This window comes from Afipia massiliensis (assembly GCF_014203115.1).
In the GTDB taxonomy this organism is placed as follows: Bacteria; Pseudomonadota; Alphaproteobacteria; order Rhizobiales; family Xanthobacteraceae; genus Afipia; species Afipia massiliensis.
Map to the genome: position 1 here is coordinate 1 of NZ_JACHIJ010000008.1, position 18,516 is coordinate 18,516.

Genomic DNA, 18,516 nt, shown 5'->3' on the forward strand with positions numbered 1-18,516 from the left:
GCTCACACCAAGCGAGTTTGCCAACCGTTCAAACAGGGACGAAAACCAGAACAGAGTCTACTTATAAACGAGGGCAATCAGGGGTGCAGGTCACTTGCTGTAGCTATCGAGGGAGTTCTTAGATCAAGCTACCCTGAACTAAGCAATGTTGGGTTTAGTTTTGCACCTGTGATCCGAAAGAATTTCATCACTGAAATTAATGCGTTTGAACGCATTCGTGAAGCGAGCATCCGAGTGACCCGTCCTAACGCGAGTTGGACCGATCATTATACAGATTTGTCTAAACTAGCCGAAGACTCTGGCGGCGATAAAGTTGCGGTGGAAATCAAGGCGGCTCGAGGCGCCGCCTTGAAGAAAAATGCCGGAATCGTAAAAGTGATAAAAGAAGTTGTTTCTGATGGCGAGCCTTACCTCGACGATGCGACGGTCAAGGGAACGCGGCAAAATGAAACCGCCGAAACAACCGTTCACGCCAAAAAACATATTCAGCATACGAAAGCGATCGTAGAAGCTGATGACGCCGGCGTTCCAATTGTCAACGATATCAGGTCGAAACTCAGCCAATTCCTCTCAAGCATCATAGGTTAGCTATGATCGACACGGCTTGGATATTTTGGAAAAAGAATGTTTGCAAGCATTCAACCAGAATTATAGCCACAACGCATCCATACCTCAGCGGAGTTTTGGCGATCTGGATTGTTGGATGGTCAGATCTCACTCTAAAGCCGTTTGTGCTGGCTGGTTTTTTTATCCCTTATGATGCGGTCGTCTTTGGATTCACTGCGACCGCAGTTGCATTGTCGATCGCGCTGCCAAGCGAGCGGTTCATAAAATTTCTGAGTCAGATAAAGGATGGAACCACGCCGTTCAAAGATTTTCTGTTCATCTTAGCTTGGAATGGAGTGGTTCATATCTTGGCGTTCTTTTTGTTTATTCCTATTATTTTCATCGGGGATGCTGCCGTTCTAGTGCCTGGGAGTGGGATCAGTAAGTTTCAAATTTTTATGTTCTTCGTTCTTTGGGTTCAGTTCTATTCTTGTTTCCAGTTTTTTGTAACAACAGTCGGAGTCTACGAGTTGGCTGATTTGTATGGGACATATTGCGCGGGCCTAAGGAAGGTGGACGACGCAAACATTACATAGCAGGACGAGCAGCACCTAAGTCCGTGTGGGCTTGTGAGTTTGCAGTGTTTATCCCAGTCTCGCATAGCGAGTCGGCCGGCGGGTATTGGGGAGGGAAATGGGCGATCATTTAGATAGAGAGACCTCGGTTTCCGTTGCTCTGACGGACACGGGAATTAAAGCAAAAGCGAAAAGCAGGCTCGTAGCGGCGATCGATCGATTTGGCGGAAACCTGATGGAGCTTGTTAATAGTCCGATGGAGCGGAGAATTTCGCGCCAGCGAGCGATCTCAGCGGGTGAGGTAAAATTGGTTGAGGCAGTCACCAAGTTCGGGATTGATAAATTAAAGCGGGAGCCGGAGTTCGCTGAGCAAGTCGCGGAGAAGTTCTTCGAAGGCGTCTTCATAAAACAAGACAATAAAAACGCGGTGCTATTCGAAGCTCTGGAAGATCTCAGGCACGATCCACCTTCTGACGCGGAGATGGAGGCCGGAGAGGCCCAGTTAGATGAGCAATTTTTGGGCCGTTTGGAGCGTTTTTCTGAAGAAGCTACGACCGACAAGCTACGCCAAAAATGGGGACGGGTCCTTTCGGCGGAAGTTAGAAAGCCTGGCACGTTCACTTTAAAGGTGCTCCGCATCGTCGATGAGATCGACCCTGAAACGGCTATTCTTTTTGAGAGGCTTTGCGCCTCGAGATTCATAAATGGGTTGCCGAGGTGTTTAGTTGGAGATCTTTCGTTTGCTGAAATTTCCCGTTTGACCATGTCAGGACTACTGCTTGACCCTGGGCTGACTGGCCATCTTTATCAATTTCACAGTGCAATAAATTCGCTTGGCGAAGATGTGTGGTTGATCAGTAATAAGGAATACGCGATCTCAATCCCAAAGGGCACAGCGATACCCGATGGTCAGACGAACAAAGTAATCAAGTTGAGCGATAAACTTCCGGCGATTCCGGTGTACCTCCTAACGGACGCAGGCGCGTCCATAGCTGAAATTTTCCCTAGCAATACTACGTTGTCATTCTCCCGCTGTGCTGCATGCCTTCGGGACGCGCTTCCGGAAGCGGTAGTAACTCTTTATCAGGCGGGGGCGAACGGGGAATTCCGTCCAATAGGATAACCATCACAATCGATGCGCATTGCAGTTTCGCTGCGTAACGTTGGGAAACTTCGCGTTGTGTCGCAGTGTTGCGATAACATCACCCCACCATTCACCCACCGATATACCGTGAACAAAACGCGATAATCGCGGGTGAAAACGAACAAAAATACACGATAAATCAGTGGCTTAGTGGAGAGTTGTTCCGCTCATAACGGTCTGGTTGCAGGTTCGAGTCCTGCCGGGCCCACCAATGTTTTCAACAGCTTGACGTGATGGTGTGCGAGGTCTCCGGTCTCGGCCAATGTTTCGCCCAATGATTCATTTCGGGGCCGATAACCGATAGCACGCGCCGCGCGTTGAAGGTGCAGCGGGTGATGGTGACCGTACACGCGATCAAGCAGATCTACCGTCATGCCAAGAAAACCTGCCGCTTCCCATTTGTCGACGCCAGCCTGCATGAGCCAGGTCGCAGCGGTGTGTCGCAGAGTGTGCGGTGTCACGCTGCCATTGAGCGGTGTTCGCCGTCGGCGTCCATGAGACAAATTGAGGGACTTCACGAAGGGAGGATTTCTGGTTCATCATAGCCGCAAGGAGCGAAGTTGAACAGAAATCCGGGTCAGAAAAAGCACCGGCAGAACAAGTCACGTACGGCTCAATGGCACTCTGAGACCGGCTTTCACCCGGTTCATTGCCACGAACGTATTAAAGTGCCTCACGTTCTTGTTCTCGAGAAACAAACGGCGACTGAGCTGCTCATACTCCTCCATCGTCGATACCGTGAGAACGAGAATGAAATCGGCGGCACCGGTGACGTAATAGCACTGCTGCACCTCGGGGGCAGCCGCGAACTCACTGCGCGCCGAGTCCATCAGGTCGGCGTGTTCGCTGTCGACCTGCACTTCCACGATAATGGTAATGGGGCGACCGACGCTGGCCGGATCGACGATCGCGGCGTTCGATTGAATGACACGTGCATCCTCCATCCGCCGCACACGCCGTTGGACTGCGGCGGCTGAAAGATTGACTGATTGGCCGATCTCCTGGAGCGACGTGCGATTGTTGATCTGCAACTGATCGAGGATTGCGAGGTCGAAATCGTCCAGTTGAATGGATTTTTTGGGAGGCATGCCAGTTCTGCAAAATTGTTGCGTAAAGTGCATCAAATCAGCCCAGAAATATCGGGTCAAGTGAGTTAATTTTGCACCCAGAAGAGGTGCGGACATGATTCAACGCAATAACAGCGATTACTACAACAGGCCTCTGCTGCCGGTAGACCGGCAGATGTTTGGGCCCGACGCCACTGCGAAAGCTTTAGAGATGCTGCGCCTGCATCCGAGCTATCGTGCAACGCCGTTGCGCGAACTCCACGGCTTGGCCGCGTCCGTCGGTATTCAATCGGTCCACATCAAGGATGAAAGCGGCCGGTTCGGGCTTGGAAGTTTCAAGTCACTGGGCGGCGCCTACGCGGTCGTCTGTCTCGCTCTTGAAGAAGCGAGCCGAGTGCTTGGCCGTGTGGTGAACGCGAGTGAACTGCTTGATCCCGATGTCAGAGCAGTGGTGCGCAACCTCAATGTCGGCTGCGCGACGGATGGCAATCATGGCCGCTCGGTTGCCGCCGGCGCCAATCTTGCGGGATGCCGCGCGAATATTTTCGTGCATGAGGGTGTCAGTCCGGAGCGCATCGCGGCGATTGCGCGCTTCGGCGCCAATGTCGTTGAAGTTGCCGGCAATTATGACGACGCGGTCGCGGAGGCGGAGCGCGTCTGTCACGCCAATGGCTGGATCATTGTGTCCGACACGTCGTGGCCGGGTTACGAGCGCATCCCGCGCCTCGTGATGCAGGGTTATACCGTGATGGTGTCCGAGATTTTGGCCGAGCTGGAGCGGCCACCGACACATGTCTTTCTGCAGGCGGGCGTGGGAGGTTTCGCTGCAGCGATGGCCGCCAGTCTGACGCTGGATATTGGCGCGGCACGGCCCAAGTTCATTATCGTCGAGCCTGATCGCGCGGCGTGCCTTTTTGCGAGCAACAAAGTCGACGCGCCAGTCAAGATCGCGCCGGTCGAGCCGACCGTTATGGCGATGCTCGAATGCTATGAGCCCTCGATGTTGGCATGGGGAATCCTGTCGCGTCTCGCCGATGTCTATATGACGGTGTGCGATGCCGACGCGATCGCAGCAATGCAACAATTGGCGGCCGCGGAAAATGGAGCCAGCCGCGTCATTGCAGGCGAAAGCGGTGGCGCCGGCCTTGCGGGTCTGCTGGCTGCCGCTGCCGATCCACACGGCCGGGAACTAATCGGACTCGACGCTCATTCGCGTGTGCTGCTGTTCAATACGGAAGGCGCAACCGATCCAACGATCTACAAGAATTTAACCGGCATCGATCCGGGCGTTCTGGTGCCGGCGTAGTGCGAAACGTCGAGCACGGTTAATATCCGAAGCTCAATCATCACGCTTTTGCATCGACGACGCCGTCGATCAGGTTACACGTGTACAACGCCTTGAGGTTGATGCCGTGCGTTTCGCTCAAAGGCTTGATGTCCTGAATGATGTTCAGGATTTTCTGATGCTCGGCCCGATGGATCGCTTCAGCTTCCTCGCGTGACACGGCTTGGAATTTCACCGTGCGTCCGGCCCCGCGGACGCCAAGTTGCGGCAAATCCGCGGAAATAACGGTGGCGATCTTCGGATAGCCGCCCGTCGTCTGCGCATCGGCCATCAGAACGATGGGAAGTTTTGAGCCAGGTACCTGAATCGATCCGGCGACGATGCCATCCGATACGATGTTGTAATCGCTTTTGTGCGCGAGAACGGGGCCTGCGAGACGAAAGCCCATCCGGTCAGATGCCGGCGTGATGGTGTAGATGCCGGACAGGAATTCCCGGATAGCGTCTTCAGTGAAGTAGTTGTCCTGTGGCCCGAGGACGACGCGGATCGGTTGATCGAAACGAAGATCGCGCTGTTCGCTCAACGTGATTTCATCACGCGCCGTTACGTCGTCAATCGATCCGTGCAGCGCGTCGCCGCTTCGGAGCTGCCGGCCCGACAGTCCGCCAAAGCCCGCGCGGGTATAGGTCGATCTGCTGTTGAGGCACTGCGGCACATCGAAGCCGCCTTCGACGGCCAGATAAGAACAGAACACATCGCCGCCGAGACGCACGCGTACGGTTTCGCCCTTGGTCAGACGCGTCGTTTGTCCCGAACGGACGAATGGGTTTTCACGTCCGCTGATCTCAAGGCCGCCCCCGCTGCCGACCAGTGCGAGGCGTACGGACGCGCCGACGACTTCGAGTTCGGGACCGGAGCCGATGATTTCCAGACATGCAGCGTTTTGCGTATTTCCGGCCAGCGCGTTGGCCAGCATGAAGCCATTGCGGTCGAGCGCGCCTGACACCGGCACCCCAACATGCTGGAAGCCGCGCCGCCCTTCGTCCTGCACGGTGGTGTGAAAACCCGGGGTGATGACTTTGAGAATGGGGATCAAGCCGCGAGCTCCATGCTGCTCGGAACGTAATCGTTGCGTTCCACGGCCGTGCGGATGCGAGCGAACTCGTCAGGCGTGACCGGCCTGAACTTTACGCCGTCGCCGGGTCCGAGAAGGGCGCCTTTTGCCGACGCCGCGTCAAAGAAGCGGACAGGCGAGGTTCCGATCAGGTGCCAGCCACCGGGACTTTCATATGGATAGACCGCAGTCATGCTGGTCGCGATAGCGAGCGAGCCGGGTGGGACGCGCGTGCGCGGGTCGGATCTGCGCGGCAATTGCAATTTTGCCGGTAAGTCCCCCATATATGGATAACCCGGGACGAAGCCGATCATGTAGACATGGTATTGCGTGCCGGCATGGAGTGCTGCGACTTCCGCCACCGAGAGGCCAATCGACTTCGCTACGTCCTCGATATCGGGCGCGAACGTCGGATCGTAGCAAACGGGGATATCCCATAGCCGCTTGCTGTGGGACGATTGGGGTGGCTCATCCACGAATGCCGCAATCGCCTGCTCGAGCTCGCTGCCAGTGGTCGTCAGTGAGTCATAATTTACGCTCAGCGAGCGAAATGTTGCGACTACCTCGGTCACGCCCGGCAATCTGGCTTGTTCCAAAACCTCGGCCAGCGCCAGCACCCGATCGCTGGTCTTGCGGTCGATCGTCGATCCAAACTCCACCACGAAAGCGCTGTCCGCGGCCCTCAAAATCCGGAAATCAGCCATCCATCCCACCCGTGTATTGATATTATAGTACTAAAGATAGTACCATTAGGTCAAATCTGCCTGCGAGAATTCGCGCATGGCGCCGTAAACTTGTTATGCTCCTGCAAGGCTGGCGGGTGGATGCTTGCATTTGTGTTGCGAGGGGCGATTTCAGCTGGCGCATTGCTTTGGTGTCGGGGTCAGTTATGATCTTCGCTGCGAGTCCCAGATTCCAGAAGAAGTGATAATGTGTCCAGACTGTTAAAGGCATACGACCGGAGCAGAGTGCCCCTGTATATCCAGGTCGCCTCGGTATTGAGGACGCGGATTCAGTCCGGACAGTGGAGCGCCGGGGAAAAAATTTCCACTCTAGAGGAGCTCGAACGCGAGTTTGAGGTGGCGCGCGTCACGGTGAGGCAAGCCGTGGATATTCTGCGCGAAGAAGGCCTGCTTCAGGCACGCCAAGGACTTGGTACCTTTGTCTCGAAAAAGACCCAGGACCGGCACTGGGTGAAGCTCGCGACCAGTTGGAATACGTTGATCGAATCGCTGAAGGACAACGTGCCGCGGCGTCTGGCGATCGATGAAGGCGTGGCGCCACCTGTTCTGGGCGATTCCGACGGCGATCTTGCCTCCAGCTACGTCAAGCTGCGCAGCGTCCAGTATCGCAACGAGGATCCGTATTCTGTCGTCAATCTTCTTCTGGCGCGGGAGGTTTTCGATCTAAGCCCTGTGCGGTTCAAGAACGCAGCCGCGCTGGTCACCATCGACGCCATGGATGAAATTACGCTGTCGGAAGCGCATCAGACGCTGACCATCGGCAGCGCCGATCCCGAAATCGCCGATCTTCTGAAGATTTCGATCGGCGCGCCGACTGTCGAAGCCCACTGCGTGGTCATCGATGACGGCGGAATCGCGATCTATGTCGGCGATATCATTTACCGCAGCGAAAGCATCAAGTTGCAAATGGACCTTCTGGGTACCAAGCCGCTGCGCGACAAGAAAGCCCGGAACGGGCACAAGGCCGTCGATCTGGCGCGGCGAAAATCGGGAAAAGCCTAGTTCCGGCGCAGTAAGCAACTTTTTTCAGCAGCTTACTTTTGTTCTTCGAGCCCCATGAACCGTGTCTTGCTATTGTTCTAAAAATAGGATGAATTTGGCAGGGTAATCTCTCATCGGCGTCGAAGGAATTTGGCATGGTTGAGCAAGGGGTAGGCGCGCGGCTCTTGCGCAAGGAAGACGACCGCCTGATGCGGGGGCGCGGCGAATTTGTCGCCGATATTCGCCTCGCCGGCATGCAGGATGTGGCGTTCGTCCGCAGTCCGCTCGCCCATGCGCGCATTCGCGGGATATTCATACCACCGCAACATAAAGACAGCGTCTTCATCGCTGCCGATCTGGTTGGCGTGAAGCCTATTCGTGCGGTCTCAGGTTTGCCGGGATTTAAGGTCTCGGAACAGCCGGTACTTGCTGTCGATAAGGTGCGGCAGGTTGGCGAGCTTATCGCGATGTGTCTGGGACGCACGCGGGCGGAAGCAGAAGACATTGCTGCTTCGGTTGAGCTCGATCTGGAAGAGCTGCCTGCGGTTTACGATATGTTGCAGGCGCGAGAACCGGGTGCGCCGCTGCTTCACGAGCACTGGGGCGACAACGTTTTTCTCGAGGCCTTCGTTGACGTGAATATCGAGAAAGCGTTCGACGCCCCGATCAAGGTAACCCGCGAAATCCGCACCGCGCGCCAGTCGATGGCCCCGCTGGAAGGGCGCGGCGTGGTGGCGTCATGGAGCAGCCGCCTCGAGCAGCTCACCGTCTACAGCGCGGCCCAGATGCCGCACATCAATCGCACCGGACTATCCGGCTGTCTTGGGATCGATCACGGCAACATCCGCGTCATCTCGCCGGATGTCGGCGGGGGCTTTGGTTACAAGGGAATTCTGCTGCCCGAGGAAGTGTGCCTGTCGTGGCTGACGATGCAGCGCGGACATCCCGTTCGCTGGATCGAGGATCGCCGCGAACATCTCACGGCTGGCGCCAACTGCCGCGAGCATCATTATCTTATTACGGGCTACGCCGACCGGGATGGGCGGCTGCGCGGTATTGATTGCGAAGCGACGGTGGATTCGGGAGCTTACTCTTCCTATCCGTTTTCTGCGTGCCTTGAAGCAGCGCAGGTCGCGAGCATTCTGCCGGGGCCATATGATTTTGAATCATATCGCTGCAAGACGTGGTCGGCTGCGACCAACAAATGCCCTATCCTGCCCTACCGCGGCGTCGCCCGCACGGGTGTCTGCTTCGCCATCGAACTCGTGCTCGATGCGATAGCGAGGGAAGCAGGGCTTGAGCCGCACGAAGTTCGCTTCAAGAATCTCGTGCGGCCGGAGCAGATGCCGTTCGACAACATCACCAAGAAGCACTTCGACAGCGGCGACTACCCTGAAGCCTTAAAGCGCGCTCTGGCGCATTTCGATCTGCCGGCATTGCGCGCGCGGCAGGTGAAAGGCGAACCGGACGGGCGGCTGCTGGGATTCGGACTTTCAATCTATTGCGAGCAGGGCGCGCACGGGACCTCGGTCTATGCGGGCTGGGGAATTCCCATGGTGCCCGGTCACGAGCAGGCGACTGCGCGCGTCACACCGGACGGCGGGCTCGAACTGCGTGTCGGCGTTCATTCGCACGGTCAAAGTCTGGAAACCACGCTTGCCCAAGTGGCTTTTGAAATTCTCGGTATCGATACGTCGAAGATCAAAGTGGTTCTCGGTGACACCGCTATCACTCCGTATTCGACCGGTACCTGGGGTTCTCGCTGTATGGTGATGGCGGGCGGCGCGGTGGCAAGCGCTTGCCGCGAGATCGAAGATCGTGCCAAGCGGATTGGTGCCAGCTTGCTACAGGTTAGGGTCGAGGACGTTAAATTCATCGATGGTAGCGTGATTTCGACGGCGAGCGAAGTCAGCATGCAGGACATCGCGCGGGCGTGGTATCTGCGCCCACAGGATTTGCCGTCCGACGTTCATCGCGGAGGTCTCGAAGCCACCGTCGGCTACAAGCCAGAGCGCGACAGCGGCACGTTCAGCTACGCTGCCCACGCTGTGACCGTCGCGGTCGATCCCGATCTGGGCGATGTCGAAATCCTCGATTACGTGATTGTCGAGGACGGCGGCAAGCTGGTCAATCCGATGGTCGTCGACGGCCAGATCTACGGCGGCCTGGCACAAGGCATCGGCACTGCGCTGTATGAGGAGATGCCGTTCGACACCAACGGGCAGCCGTTGGCATCCACGTTCGCGGACTATCTACTGCCGGGGCCGACCGAGGTGCCGGAGCCGCGCCTCGATCACATGGAAACTCTTGCGCCCTATACCGAATTTGGCGTGAAGGGACTCGGCGAGGGTGGAGCGATCGCGCCGCCGGCAGCTATCGCCAACGCGGTCAACGATGCGCTGAAGGGATTGGGCGCGGAACTGCTCTGCTCGCCGATCACGCCGCGCCGCGTACTCGAATCCATCGCTGCAGCTAAGGCGAGAGGAGCGGGTAACGCCGTGTCTAACGGAGCGAAATCGTGAAGCCGGTCAATTTCGCATATGAGCGTCCGAAGCAAGTTGCAGATGCGGTCAGCTTGCTTGCGGATGAGAGCGTTCATTCCAAAGTGATGGCCGGCGGCCAGTCGCTTGGTCCGATGCTCAACATGCGGCTGGTGCAGCCTGACGTCATCGTGGACATCACCGCACTTGCCGAATTGAAACGCGTGGAGAAGCAGAAAGACCATCTCGTTCTCGGAGCTTGCGTCACGCATGCTGATATCGAGGACGGCCGGGTGCCGGATGCCACCAACGGGGCCATGCGCGGCGTCGCCGCCGGCATCGCCTATCGCGCCGTGCGCAATCGCGGCACCATCGGCGGCAGCCTCACCAATGCGGACCCGTCGGCGGACTGGGTGTCGGCGCTGGCTGCGCTGGGCGCGGAAGCCATCGTGCGCGGCGCGAACGGCGCGCGGACCATGGCGGTCGAGTCCTACGTGACTGGCGCGCTGGAAACCGCGCTGGAGGCCGGAGAGCTGCTGGAAGCCATCCGGGTGCCGATACTCTCCTCGTCGGCACAATGGGGCTACTACAAGGTTTGCCGCAAGACCGGCGAATACGCGCATGCCATCGGCGCCGTCCTGCTCGATCGTTCGCGAAACGTGTTCCGCGCCGTCATCGGCGCGACCGAACGCAAGCCGCTGGTGCTGTCCGATGCGCGGGCGTTATTCGGCGGAACCTACAACCTTACGGACTTTGACCAGAATGCCGCCGACGCGATGCTGCAATCGCTCGGAATGACGGACACACTCGACAGGCAAATTCATACGGTCGCGCTTTCGCGCGCTGTTCGACAGGCAGCCGGCTCATGAATCAGATTTCGCTCAACGTCAACGGCAAGCCGGTCTCGGGCACGGTCGAGCCGCGCACCCATCTCGCGGACTTCCTGCGCGAAAGCCGCGACCTTACCGGTACGCATCTCGGATGCGAGCATGGCGTCTGCGGCGCATGCACCATTCTGGTCGATGGCGTGCCGGTTCGCTCGTGCATTACCTTTGCGGTCGCGTGCGACGGCGCCGATGTTGTCACCATTGAGGGCCTCGATGAAGATGATATCACGCGCGAGCTGCGTGAGGCGTTCAAGCGCGAACACGCGTTGCAATGCGGCTACTGCACACCCGGCATGCTGGTCTCGGCGCGCGATCTGGTCGCGCGAAGCCCTTCGCCCGATGAACAAGCCATTCGTGTCGCGATGAGTGGCAATCTTTGCCGCTGCACCGGTTACGTTGGCATCATTCGCGCCATCAAGAGCGTGATCACAGCGCGACTCGCGCGTGAGATCGCGCCGATTGTTGGGGGAGGGCGTTCCGCAGTAGGTCCTGCTGGCTCCGGTCATGCCTGCGTTTTGACCGCGGGGGCTGTACCTGCTCGCGCTGCATCGTCAGCGCCACAGATGGTATCTGCGGCTTCGAAAGCGCTGATCGACCGTGACTGGACGCCGCAAAACTCATTCGACCAGAACTTCGTTGTCCACTATCCGCGCGAGCAGGTGTGGGAGATGTTCGGCCGCGTGCAGGACGTTGCGTCGTGTTTGCCGGGCGCCAGCCTGATCGGTGAGCCAAAAGCCGATCATGTCAACGGGCAGATCCGCGTCAAGGTGGGGCCGATCACAGCCGAGTTCCGTGGCCAGGCCGAGATCGAGCGCGACGAAGGTTCCTATTCCGGGAAAATTATTGGCGCGGGAAGTGACGCCCGCAGCAGCTCCTCGACCCGCGGAATGATAACCTACCGTCTGGTGCCGACGAGTGACGGTCGGTCCACTGAAGTGGCGGTGAACGTAGGCTACACGCTGACCGGAATGCTGGCGCAGTTCGGCCGCGCAGGCATCGTCCAGGACGTGGCTGCGCGTCTGACGGCGGCTTTCGTTACGAACCTGGAGGCTCGGCTGGGAGGCAAGACAGCAGCAGATTTGCCCGCGGCCGATGCCGGGCTCGACGCAGGATCGCTGGTGTTCTCAGTGATCGCCGGCCGGCTCAAAGATCTGTTCCGGCGGCTTTTTGGGGCTTGATAAGGGGGCGTTGCCGGAGGAAAGATATTGTCTTCCTAACAATAGTACCTTATGCTTCCGTAGCCTAAAATGCCGACACTTCCGCTATTCGTGCTAAATTCGGAGTGAGTAATGACCATCAAGATCAATCTCAATGCTGACATGGCGGAAGGTTTCGGCGCTTACGATATCGGCGACGATAATGGCATTCTGAAAATTATCGGCTCGGCCAATATCGCCTGCGGCTTTCACGCCGGCGATCCGCTGACGATGCGTCGCGTTGTCGAAAACGCCAAGCGTGAGGGCGTCACCGTCGGTGTTCATCCCGGCTTCAACGATCTCTGGGGCTTTGGTCGTCGCCGCATCGACATGCGTCCAGACGACCTTGAGTCCATGATTGCCTATCAGATCGGGGCGTTGCAGGCGATGGCGTCGTATTCCAACGTCAAGGTCACGCATCTCAAGCCGCACGGCGCGTTGAACAACATGGCCGCGGAAAACAAGGAATACGCGATGGCGATCGGTCGAGCGATCAAAACCGTCGATCCGGACATTATCTATCTCGCGCTGTCGGGCTCCGAGATGGAGAAGGCCGGACGCAGCCTCGGCCTCAGGGTAGCGCTCGAAGGTTTCTGCGATCGCCAGTACGAGGACGACGGCAACCTGACGTCGCGCAAGATTCCGGGCTCGGTTTTCAAGGATCCGGCGGTTGCGACCAAGCAGGTCGTCGATATGGTGGTTCACAACTTCATCACCACCCGCAGCGGCAAGCAGATTCCCTGCAAAGTGCACTCGCTCTGCGTTCACGGCGATGAGCCGACTGCGGTGGCTCTCGCCAAGCAGGTGCGCGAAGGGCTCGAGAATGCTGGCGTCAAAATGGTGACGCTGCCCGAAATGGCAATCGACTGAATATTCGTCGCTGACATCGCATCTGAAGGAAGGCCTGTGACATGAGCGCTAAGCCAAGCATTGCTATTCTGGGAGGCACCGGCGACCTCGGTTCAGGCCTCGCAAAACGCTGGCTTGCTGCGGGTTATGCCGTGGTCATCGGTTCACGCTCGGCCGAGAAGGCCCAGGCTTTTGCAACGGAGCTTGGCGGCGGTGCGCGCGGTGACGACAATGTCGGCGCGGCGAAATCTGCCGACATCGTGGTGCTTGCGGTGCCGTTTGGCAGCCATGAGGCGACGTTGCGCGAGGTAAAGGACGCGGTGCAGGGCAAGATCGTGGTTGATGCCGCTGTGCCGCTGGTGCCGCCAAAGGTCTCGGTCGTGCAGCTTCCCCCCGAGGGTTCGGCGGCGCAGATTGCACAGACCTTGCTCGGCGAGGGTGTTAAAGTGGTTTCCGCGTTTCACAACGTCGGCGCGACCAAGCTGCACGCAGGCGGTCGCGCGGATTGCGACGTTCTGGTGTTCGGCAACGACAAGGAATCGCGCGACATCGTGATCGGACTGGCGAACGAGGTTGCCAGTTGCGGTATCGACGGCGGCGTGCTGGCCAATTCGGCCGCGGCGGAGGCGTTGACATCGGTTCTGATCGGGATCAACCGCCGCTACAAGGTTCCCGGCGCGGGCATCCGCATCACTGGGCTTTCTCCGCCCGTTCCACAATGATCGTGCGCGATGGCGAAGAGCGTCACATATCATGCTGTACCCGGTATCCCGCTCATCGTTCCGGGCGATGATCTTGCTGTGCTCATTGCCGAGTCTCTGAACAAGGCGCAACTTCCGCTGCTATCCGGCGACATCGTCGTTATCGCCCAGAAGATCGTCTCAAAGGCAGAGAACCGCTACGTCGTGTTGAAGGACGTGGTTCCTTCGGACAAGGCGCGAATGCTTGCCGATCAGATCGGCAAGGACGCCCGTTACATCGAAGTCGTTCTGTCGGAATCCGACGAGGTCGTGCGCCATCGGCCCAACGTCATGATCGTCGTGCATCGGCTTGGATTCGTGATGGCCAATGCGGGGATCGATCAATCGAACATCGAGCACGTTAACGGCGAAGAGTGCGTGCTGTTGTTGCCGCGTGATCCTGATGGCGCCGCGGCGCAACTGAAGGCCGAGTTTGACGCAGCCTTTGGGGCCAAGGTTGGCGTCATCATCAATGACAGTTTCGGGCGCCCCTGGCGCAATGGCGTCGTGGGCGTTGCGCTTGGTGCAGCCGGTCTGCCGTCGTTGCTTGATCTGGTTGGTGAGCCGGACATGTTTGGCCGGAAGATGCAGATGACCGAAATCGCGATTGCCGATGAAATCGCGGCCGGCGCGTCGCTGCTGATGGGTCAGGCGGCGGAGGGGCTGCCGGTGGTAGTCGTTCGCGGACTGGAATTCGACGCGGCCTCACGTCCCGCATCGGCGCTGGTGCGCCCGCGTGAACGGGACATGTTCCGATGAATGTCCAATCAACATTACCTCTGCGCGGACGGCCCGTGGTTGCGCTGTGCGGCGGCGTCGGGGGTGCCAAGCTGGCGCTGGGATTGGAGCGCCTGATCGGCGCGGATCTGACCGTGATCGTCAACGCCGGCGACGATTTCGAGCATCTTGGCCTGTACGTCTCCCCCGATATCGATACCGTTCTTTATACACTCGGCGGGCTCAGCGATATCGAACGCGGCTGGGGCAGGGCGGATGAGACCTGGAATTTCATGGAAGCGCTCGGGGGCCTCGGCGGCGAAACATGGTTTCGACTCGGCGACCGCGATCTCGCCATGCACGTCGAACGTACGCGCGCGCTGCGAGCAGGGGTATCTCTCACGGATTTCACAACGGCGATCGCGCGCCAGTTAGGGATTGCGGCAAGCATCCTCCCAATGTCGGACGATCGCGTCGAGACCATGGTGATTACGGCTGATGGGCCTCTGCCGTTCCAGCGCTATTTCGTCGGGCTGCAATGCGCGCCGGTGGTAAAGCGACTTGAATTCAGGAATGCAGAACGTGCCGCGGCTTCTAGTCAGGTTCTGGCGGCGCTCGGAAATCCAAACCTTGCCGCCGTTATTGTTTGTCCATCGAATCCGTATCTCAGCGTCGATCCCATTCTGGCCGTCTCGGATATTCGCAAGGCCCTTGATGACGTGACCGCGCCCGTTGTCGCGGTCTCTCCCTTGATCGGCGGGCAGGCGGTGAAGGGTCCGACGGCAAAGATCATGGCGGAACTCGGCGTGCCGGCGGATTCCGCTGCGATCTCCCGACATTATCGTTTCATCGACGGGTTGATCATTGACGAGACTGACCGAGCAGATGCGGACAAGATCGAGCTGCCCGTGCAGGTGACGTCCACATGGATGCGGAGCTTAGAGGATCGTGATCGGCTGGCGGCCGATTGCCTGGATTTTGCCGCGCAGCTGGCGAGCGGTGAGAGAAGGAAAGTGATGTGATGGAAACGTTCGCTGACAACCCTTCAAACATCTGGGCCATTGTTCCCGTCAAGCGGCTGAGCCACGCCAAACAGCGGCTTGCGCCGGTTTTGTCGCGCAATGAGCGGGTCAAACTCGCGCGTACCATGTTGCATGAAGTTTTGACGACGCTGTGTGCCTCCGACCTTGCTGGCATCATGGTCGTCACCAGCGATCCAATGGTGGCGAATCTTGCCTCGCTGTTCGATGCGCGCGTTGTCCCTGACGCCATGGAAACTGGCGTCAACGCGGCGGTTCAGCAGGGTCTGACGGCTCTCGGTCCAACTGCTAGCGCGTTGGTTATTCCGGCCGATGTGCCGTTCGCGACCGCAGGCGATCTACGGGCGATCATCGATGAACTTCAACAGTATCCTGTAGTTTTGGCGCCAGCCTTGTCCGATGGCGGTACCAACGCTCTCGCCATGCAAGCGCCCGATATGATCGTGCCGAAATTCGGCGAGGACAGCTATTTGCGCCACCAGATGCAGTCTCGCGCGAAGGGCTTTGCCTGCGGCGTTGTCAGCTCGGACGGCATCGGACGCGATATTGATCGCCCGCAAGACCTGGTCGCGCCGATGATGACCAGGAAATATTCGCTGACTGCGGCGCTACTCTTGGAATTGAACATTTCAACCCGCTTGGGTGTCGGTGCGCTGCCGCTCTGTGTGAGGCATATGTGATGACGGTCGCTTCTTTGCTGCAGCAATTTCCACTGGACCACCGCCTGACCCGCGAAGAGGCCTCTGAGCTCATTCACACCCGCGATCTGGATCAGATTCTTGCCGCCGCTGCCGCGCGGCGTGACGCCGCTCACGGACAACAGGTGTCGTATTCGCGCAAGGTTTTCATTCCGCTGACCCAGCTTTGCCGGGACGTTTGCCACTACTGCACGTTCGCGCATGCGCCGCGATCTGATGAAAGGCCTTACCTTTCGATCGAGCAGATGGTTGTCATTGCGCAGGCTGGCAAGAAGGCGGGATGCAGGGAGGCGTTATTCACGCTGGGGGATAAACCGGAGTTGCGCTATCGCGTCGCCCGCGAAGAACTCGACAGACTGGGCCATCCCACCACGTTGTCATATGTCATGGAAGCTGCGGCTGCTGTGTATCGCGAAACGGGACTGCTGCCGCACATCAATCCCGGCTTGATGAGCGGAGAAGACATCGACGCCCTGCGTAAGGTTTCGGTATCGCAGGGCATCATGCTGGAGAGCATCTCGGATCGTCTTGCCGAGAAGGGCGGTGCCCATCATGGTTCGCCGGACAAGGTGCCGGCCGCGCGTCTCGAGACAATGCGATTGGCCGGAGAGCGCCGTGTGCCGTTCACGTCCGGTATTCTCATCGGCATCGGCGAGACCCGGCAGGAGCGCATCGACTCATTGTTCGCGCTGCGCGATCTAAACGATGCCTACGGGCACATCCAGGAAATCATCGTCCAGAATTTCCGCCCGAAGCCCGGCACGCGTATGGAGAATGCCGCGTCACCGGATGTCGAGGATCATCTCTGGACAATAGCACTCGCGCGCCTGATTTTCGAACCGGAGATGAACATTCAGGCGCCACCCAATCTGAGCCCTGGGGCGCTCGGTAGACTCGTGGCTGCGGGTATCAATGACTGGGGTGGCGTGTCGCCGGTGACGCCGGATCATGTCAATCCTGAAGCGCCATGGCCGCATCTGCGACTTCTGGAAGCCGCAACCAAGGCGGTGGGCAAGGACCTCGTCGAGCGCCTTGCAATCTATCCGGCATTCGCGCGCGATACAGCGCGGTGGATTGACGCCGGATTGCGGACATCGGTTCTCAATCATATCGACGGCGATGGAGCTCCTCGCGTGGACGATTGGTGTCCGGGGCACGTTGGTCAACTGCCGACGCGCGAACTCCGATGGATTCAAAGAGCGCCATCAGTCAAGCCGTCCGCGAACCTTGCTCAGGTGCTGGCGAAAGCGCAGCGAGGCGACGCGCTCGGTGAAGCGGAGATTGTGGATCTATTCCGCGCCCGTGGTGATGACTTTGCAGCCATATGCCGCGCAGCCGATGAATTGCGTCGTGAGAGGAACGGCGACACGGTGAGCTACGTCGTAACGCGGAACATCAACTATACCAACATCTGCTCGTTCAAGTGTCAGTTTTGTGCCTTCTCGAAAGGCAAGATGAGCGAGAACCTGCGTGGACGGCCTTATGATCTCGAGATGAGTGAAGTCGCGGGGCGTGTGGTCGAAGCGTGGGAACGCGGCGCGTCCGAAGTCTGTATGCAAGGCGGTATTCATCCATCCTATACCGGACAGAAGTATCTCGATATCTGTCGGACGGTGAAAGAGGCTGTGCCGCAGATGCACATGCACGCGTTCTCGCCGTTAGAGATTCATCAAGGCGCCCAGACTTTGGGAATTCCGGTGATCGAATTTCTTCGCGAGTTGAAGGCGGCGGGCCTCGGTACGCTGCCGGGCACTGCCGCTGAGATTCTCGACGACGAGGTCCGCGCTGTGTTGTGTGCTGACAAGATCAACACGCAGCAGTGGCTCGATGTGATGCGCGCTGCGCACACGGTGGGCTTCCGCTCGACCGCGACCATCATGTTCGGCCACATCGAAGGTTATCGGCACTGGGCGCGTCATTTGCTGCGCATCCGCAATCTGCAGATCGATACCGGCGGCTTCACGGAGTTCGTGCCGCTTCCATTTGTTCACATGGAGGCACCGATCTATCTCAAGGGCCGCGCGCGGCCGGGTCCCACGTTCCGCGAAGCGATCCTGATGCATGCGGTCGCGCGCTTGGTGCTCAATCCGCATATTCCCAACATTCAGGCGTCATGGGTGAAGCTTGGTGCGGAAGGCGTTCGTCAATGCTTGGTGGCCGGCGTCAACGATCTCGGCGGCACCTTGATGGATGAAAGCATTTCGCGCTCGGCGGGGGCGTCCCATGGTCAGGAAATGACGCCGCAAGACATGGAGGCGATCATCCTCTCGGCCGGGCGCATTCCACGGCAGCGGACGACACTTTATCGCAATGCGGAAGAGGGTGTCCGGTTGCGTTCGTTTGACGCGGCCGCTGCGCGAATGGCGGGCAATAGCGACAAAAACCTGCATGCCGCAAGTATTTCATAGGATGGCATAGTGTCGGTCTGGACATCCTATTTTACTAACGTTAGTA

18 protein-coding genes are annotated in these 18,516 nt (G+C 58.5%); 14 read left to right on the forward strand and 4 right to left on the reverse strand.

What is annotated here, in order from left to right; translation table 11 throughout:
• From HNQ36_RS22565 to HNQ36_RS22575, 3 genes are all read left to right on the forward strand, one after another.
• Positions 1-588, forward strand: a 588-nt coding sequence (locus HNQ36_RS22565) for a hypothetical protein (protein ID WP_210312169.1), incomplete at its 5' end; no start/stop codon positions are given.
• Between the two features lie 2 nt (positions 589-590).
• Entirely contained in the window at positions 591-1,142 is a 552-nt protein-coding gene (locus HNQ36_RS22570; protein ID WP_184089186.1) for a hypothetical protein, read from the forward strand.
• A 97-nt stretch (positions 1,143-1,239) separates the two neighbouring features.
• Positions 1,240-2,244, forward strand: a complete 1,005-nt coding sequence (locus HNQ36_RS22575) for a DUF2806 domain-containing protein (protein ID WP_184089188.1) — start codon at positions 1,240-1,242, stop codon at positions 2,242-2,244.
• 188 nt (positions 2,245-2,432) lie between these two features.
• Here the strand turns inward: HNQ36_RS22575 and HNQ36_RS26280 are convergent, their stop codons facing one another.
• Positions 2,433-2,684 carry a hypothetical protein gene (locus HNQ36_RS26280; protein WP_246395501.1) on the reverse strand — a complete coding sequence of 84 codons (252 nt, stop codon included), beginning with the start codon at positions 2,682-2,684 and terminating at the stop codon, positions 2,433-2,435.
• Between the two features lie 183 nt (positions 2,685-2,867).
• Positions 2,868-3,353: an Lrp/AsnC family transcriptional regulator gene (locus HNQ36_RS22585; protein ID WP_046827426.1), complete on the reverse strand. Its 486-nt coding sequence runs from the start codon at positions 3,351-3,353 to the stop codon at positions 2,868-2,870.
• A 94-nt stretch (positions 3,354-3,447) separates the two neighbouring features.
• On the opposite strand from HNQ36_RS22585, the gene HNQ36_RS22590 reads away from it, so the two are divergent.
• Entirely contained in the window at positions 3,448-4,638 is a 1,191-nt protein-coding gene (locus HNQ36_RS22590) for a diaminopropionate ammonia-lyase (protein ID WP_184089191.1), read from the forward strand.
• Positions 4,639-4,678: 40 nt separating this feature from the next.
• On the opposite strand, the gene HNQ36_RS22595 is transcribed toward HNQ36_RS22590, so the two are convergent.
• Complete coding sequence (locus tag HNQ36_RS22595) at positions 4,679-5,713, reverse strand: 5-oxoprolinase subunit C family protein (RefSeq protein ID WP_184089194.1); 1,035 nt, start codon at positions 5,711-5,713, stop codon at positions 4,679-4,681.
• Entirely contained in the window at positions 5,710-6,435 is a 726-nt protein-coding gene (gene pxpB, locus HNQ36_RS22600; protein ID WP_184089197.1) for a 5-oxoprolinase subunit PxpB, read from the reverse strand. The genes HNQ36_RS22595 and pxpB overlap by 4 nt, the downstream gene beginning before the upstream one ends.
• Positions 6,436-6,699: 264 nt before the next feature.
• On the opposite strand from pxpB, the gene HNQ36_RS22605 reads away from it, so the two are divergent.
• The 10 genes from HNQ36_RS22605 to cofH all read left to right on the forward strand — a co-directional run bounded on the left by HNQ36_RS22605 (position 6,700) and on the right by cofH (position 18,470).
• Positions 6,700-7,476: a GntR family transcriptional regulator gene (locus HNQ36_RS22605; protein ID WP_347339997.1), complete on the forward strand. Its 777-nt coding sequence runs from the start codon at positions 6,700-6,702 to the stop codon at positions 7,474-7,476.
• A 134-nt stretch (positions 7,477-7,610) separates the two neighbouring features.
• Entirely contained in the window at positions 7,611-9,977 is a 2,367-nt protein-coding gene (locus HNQ36_RS22610; protein ID WP_184089203.1) for a xanthine dehydrogenase family protein molybdopterin-binding subunit, read from the forward strand.
• Entirely contained in the window at positions 9,974-10,804 is an 831-nt protein-coding gene (locus HNQ36_RS22615; RefSeq protein ID WP_184089206.1) for an FAD binding domain-containing protein, read from the forward strand. Before HNQ36_RS22610 ends, HNQ36_RS22615 begins: the two co-directional genes overlap by 4 nt.
• Positions 10,801-12,000 carry a xanthine dehydrogenase family Fe-S subunit gene (locus tag HNQ36_RS22620; protein ID WP_184089210.1) on the forward strand — a complete coding sequence of 400 codons (1,200 nt, stop codon included), beginning with the start codon at positions 10,801-10,803 and terminating at the stop codon, positions 11,998-12,000. Before HNQ36_RS22615 ends, HNQ36_RS22620 begins: the two co-directional genes overlap by 4 nt.
• A 111-nt stretch (positions 12,001-12,111) precedes the next feature.
• A complete protein-coding gene (locus HNQ36_RS22625) occupies positions 12,112-12,888 on the forward strand; it encodes a LamB/YcsF family protein (RefSeq protein WP_184089212.1) in 777 nt (258 codons plus the stop codon).
• A gap of 41 nt (positions 12,889-12,929) precedes the next feature.
• Positions 12,930-13,589, forward strand: coding sequence for an NADPH-dependent F420 reductase (npdG, locus tag HNQ36_RS22630; protein ID WP_184089215.1), 660 nt, complete (start codon positions 12,930-12,932; stop codon positions 13,587-13,589).
• 9 nt (positions 13,590-13,598) lie between these two features.
• Positions 13,599-14,366 (forward strand): coenzyme F420-0:L-glutamate ligase, encoded by a 768-nt coding sequence (cofE, locus tag HNQ36_RS22635; protein WP_184089218.1) that lies wholly within the window; start codon positions 13,599-13,601, stop codon positions 14,364-14,366.
• A complete protein-coding gene (cofD, locus tag HNQ36_RS22640) occupies positions 14,363-15,346 on the forward strand; it encodes a 2-phospho-L-lactate transferase (protein ID WP_184089222.1) in 984 nt (327 codons plus the stop codon). Before cofE ends, cofD begins: the two co-directional genes overlap by 4 nt.
• Entirely contained in the window at positions 15,346-16,044 is a 699-nt protein-coding gene (cofC, locus tag HNQ36_RS22645; RefSeq protein WP_184089225.1) for a 2-phospho-L-lactate guanylyltransferase, read from the forward strand. Before cofD ends, cofC begins: the two co-directional genes overlap by 1 nt.
• Positions 16,044-18,470 carry a 5-amino-6-(D-ribitylamino)uracil--L-tyrosine 4-hydroxyphenyl transferase CofH gene (gene cofH, locus HNQ36_RS22650; RefSeq protein WP_184089228.1) on the forward strand — a complete coding sequence of 809 codons (2,427 nt, stop codon included), beginning with the start codon at positions 16,044-16,046 and terminating at the stop codon, positions 18,468-18,470. The genes cofC and cofH overlap by 1 nt, the downstream gene beginning before the upstream one ends.
• Positions 18,471-18,516 lie beyond the last annotated feature (46 nt).

Excerpts from the sequence above, each read along its gene's own strand:
- HNQ36_RS22570 (WP_184089186.1), top strand. The coding sequence starts at position 591 with ATGATCGACACGGCTTGGATATTTTGGAAAAAGAATGTTTGCAAGCAT.
- HNQ36_RS22575 (WP_184089188.1), top strand. The coding sequence starts at position 1,240 with ATGGGCGATCATTTAGATAGAGAGACCTCGGTTTCCGTTGCTCTGACG.
- HNQ36_RS26280 (WP_246395501.1), bottom strand. The coding sequence starts at position 2,684 with ATGCAGGCTGGCGTCGACAAATGGGAAGCGGCAGGTTTTCTTGGCATG.
- HNQ36_RS22585 (WP_046827426.1), bottom strand. The coding sequence starts at position 3,353 with ATGCCTCCCAAAAAATCCATTCAACTGGACGATTTCGACCTCGCAATC.
- HNQ36_RS22590 (WP_184089191.1), top strand. The coding sequence starts at position 3,448 with ATGATTCAACGCAATAACAGCGATTACTACAACAGGCCTCTGCTGCCG.
- pxpB (WP_184089197.1), bottom strand. The coding sequence starts at position 6,435 with ATGGCTGATTTCCGGATTTTGAGGGCCGCGGACAGCGCTTTCGTGGTG.
- HNQ36_RS22610 (WP_184089203.1), top strand. The coding sequence starts at position 7,611 with ATGGTTGAGCAAGGGGTAGGCGCGCGGCTCTTGCGCAAGGAAGACGAC.
- HNQ36_RS22620 (WP_184089210.1), top strand. The coding sequence starts at position 10,801 with ATGAATCAGATTTCGCTCAACGTCAACGGCAAGCCGGTCTCGGGCACG.
- HNQ36_RS22625 (WP_184089212.1), top strand. The coding sequence starts at position 12,112 with ATGACCATCAAGATCAATCTCAATGCTGACATGGCGGAAGGTTTCGGC.
- npdG (WP_184089215.1), top strand. The coding sequence starts at position 12,930 with ATGAGCGCTAAGCCAAGCATTGCTATTCTGGGAGGCACCGGCGACCTC.
- cofE (WP_184089218.1), top strand. The coding sequence starts at position 13,599 with ATGGCGAAGAGCGTCACATATCATGCTGTACCCGGTATCCCGCTCATC.
- cofD (WP_184089222.1), top strand. The coding sequence starts at position 14,363 with ATGAATGTCCAATCAACATTACCTCTGCGCGGACGGCCCGTGGTTGCG.
- cofC (WP_184089225.1), top strand. The coding sequence starts at position 15,346 with ATGGAAACGTTCGCTGACAACCCTTCAAACATCTGGGCCATTGTTCCC.
- cofH (WP_184089228.1), top strand. The coding sequence starts at position 16,044 with ATGACGGTCGCTTCTTTGCTGCAGCAATTTCCACTGGACCACCGCCTG.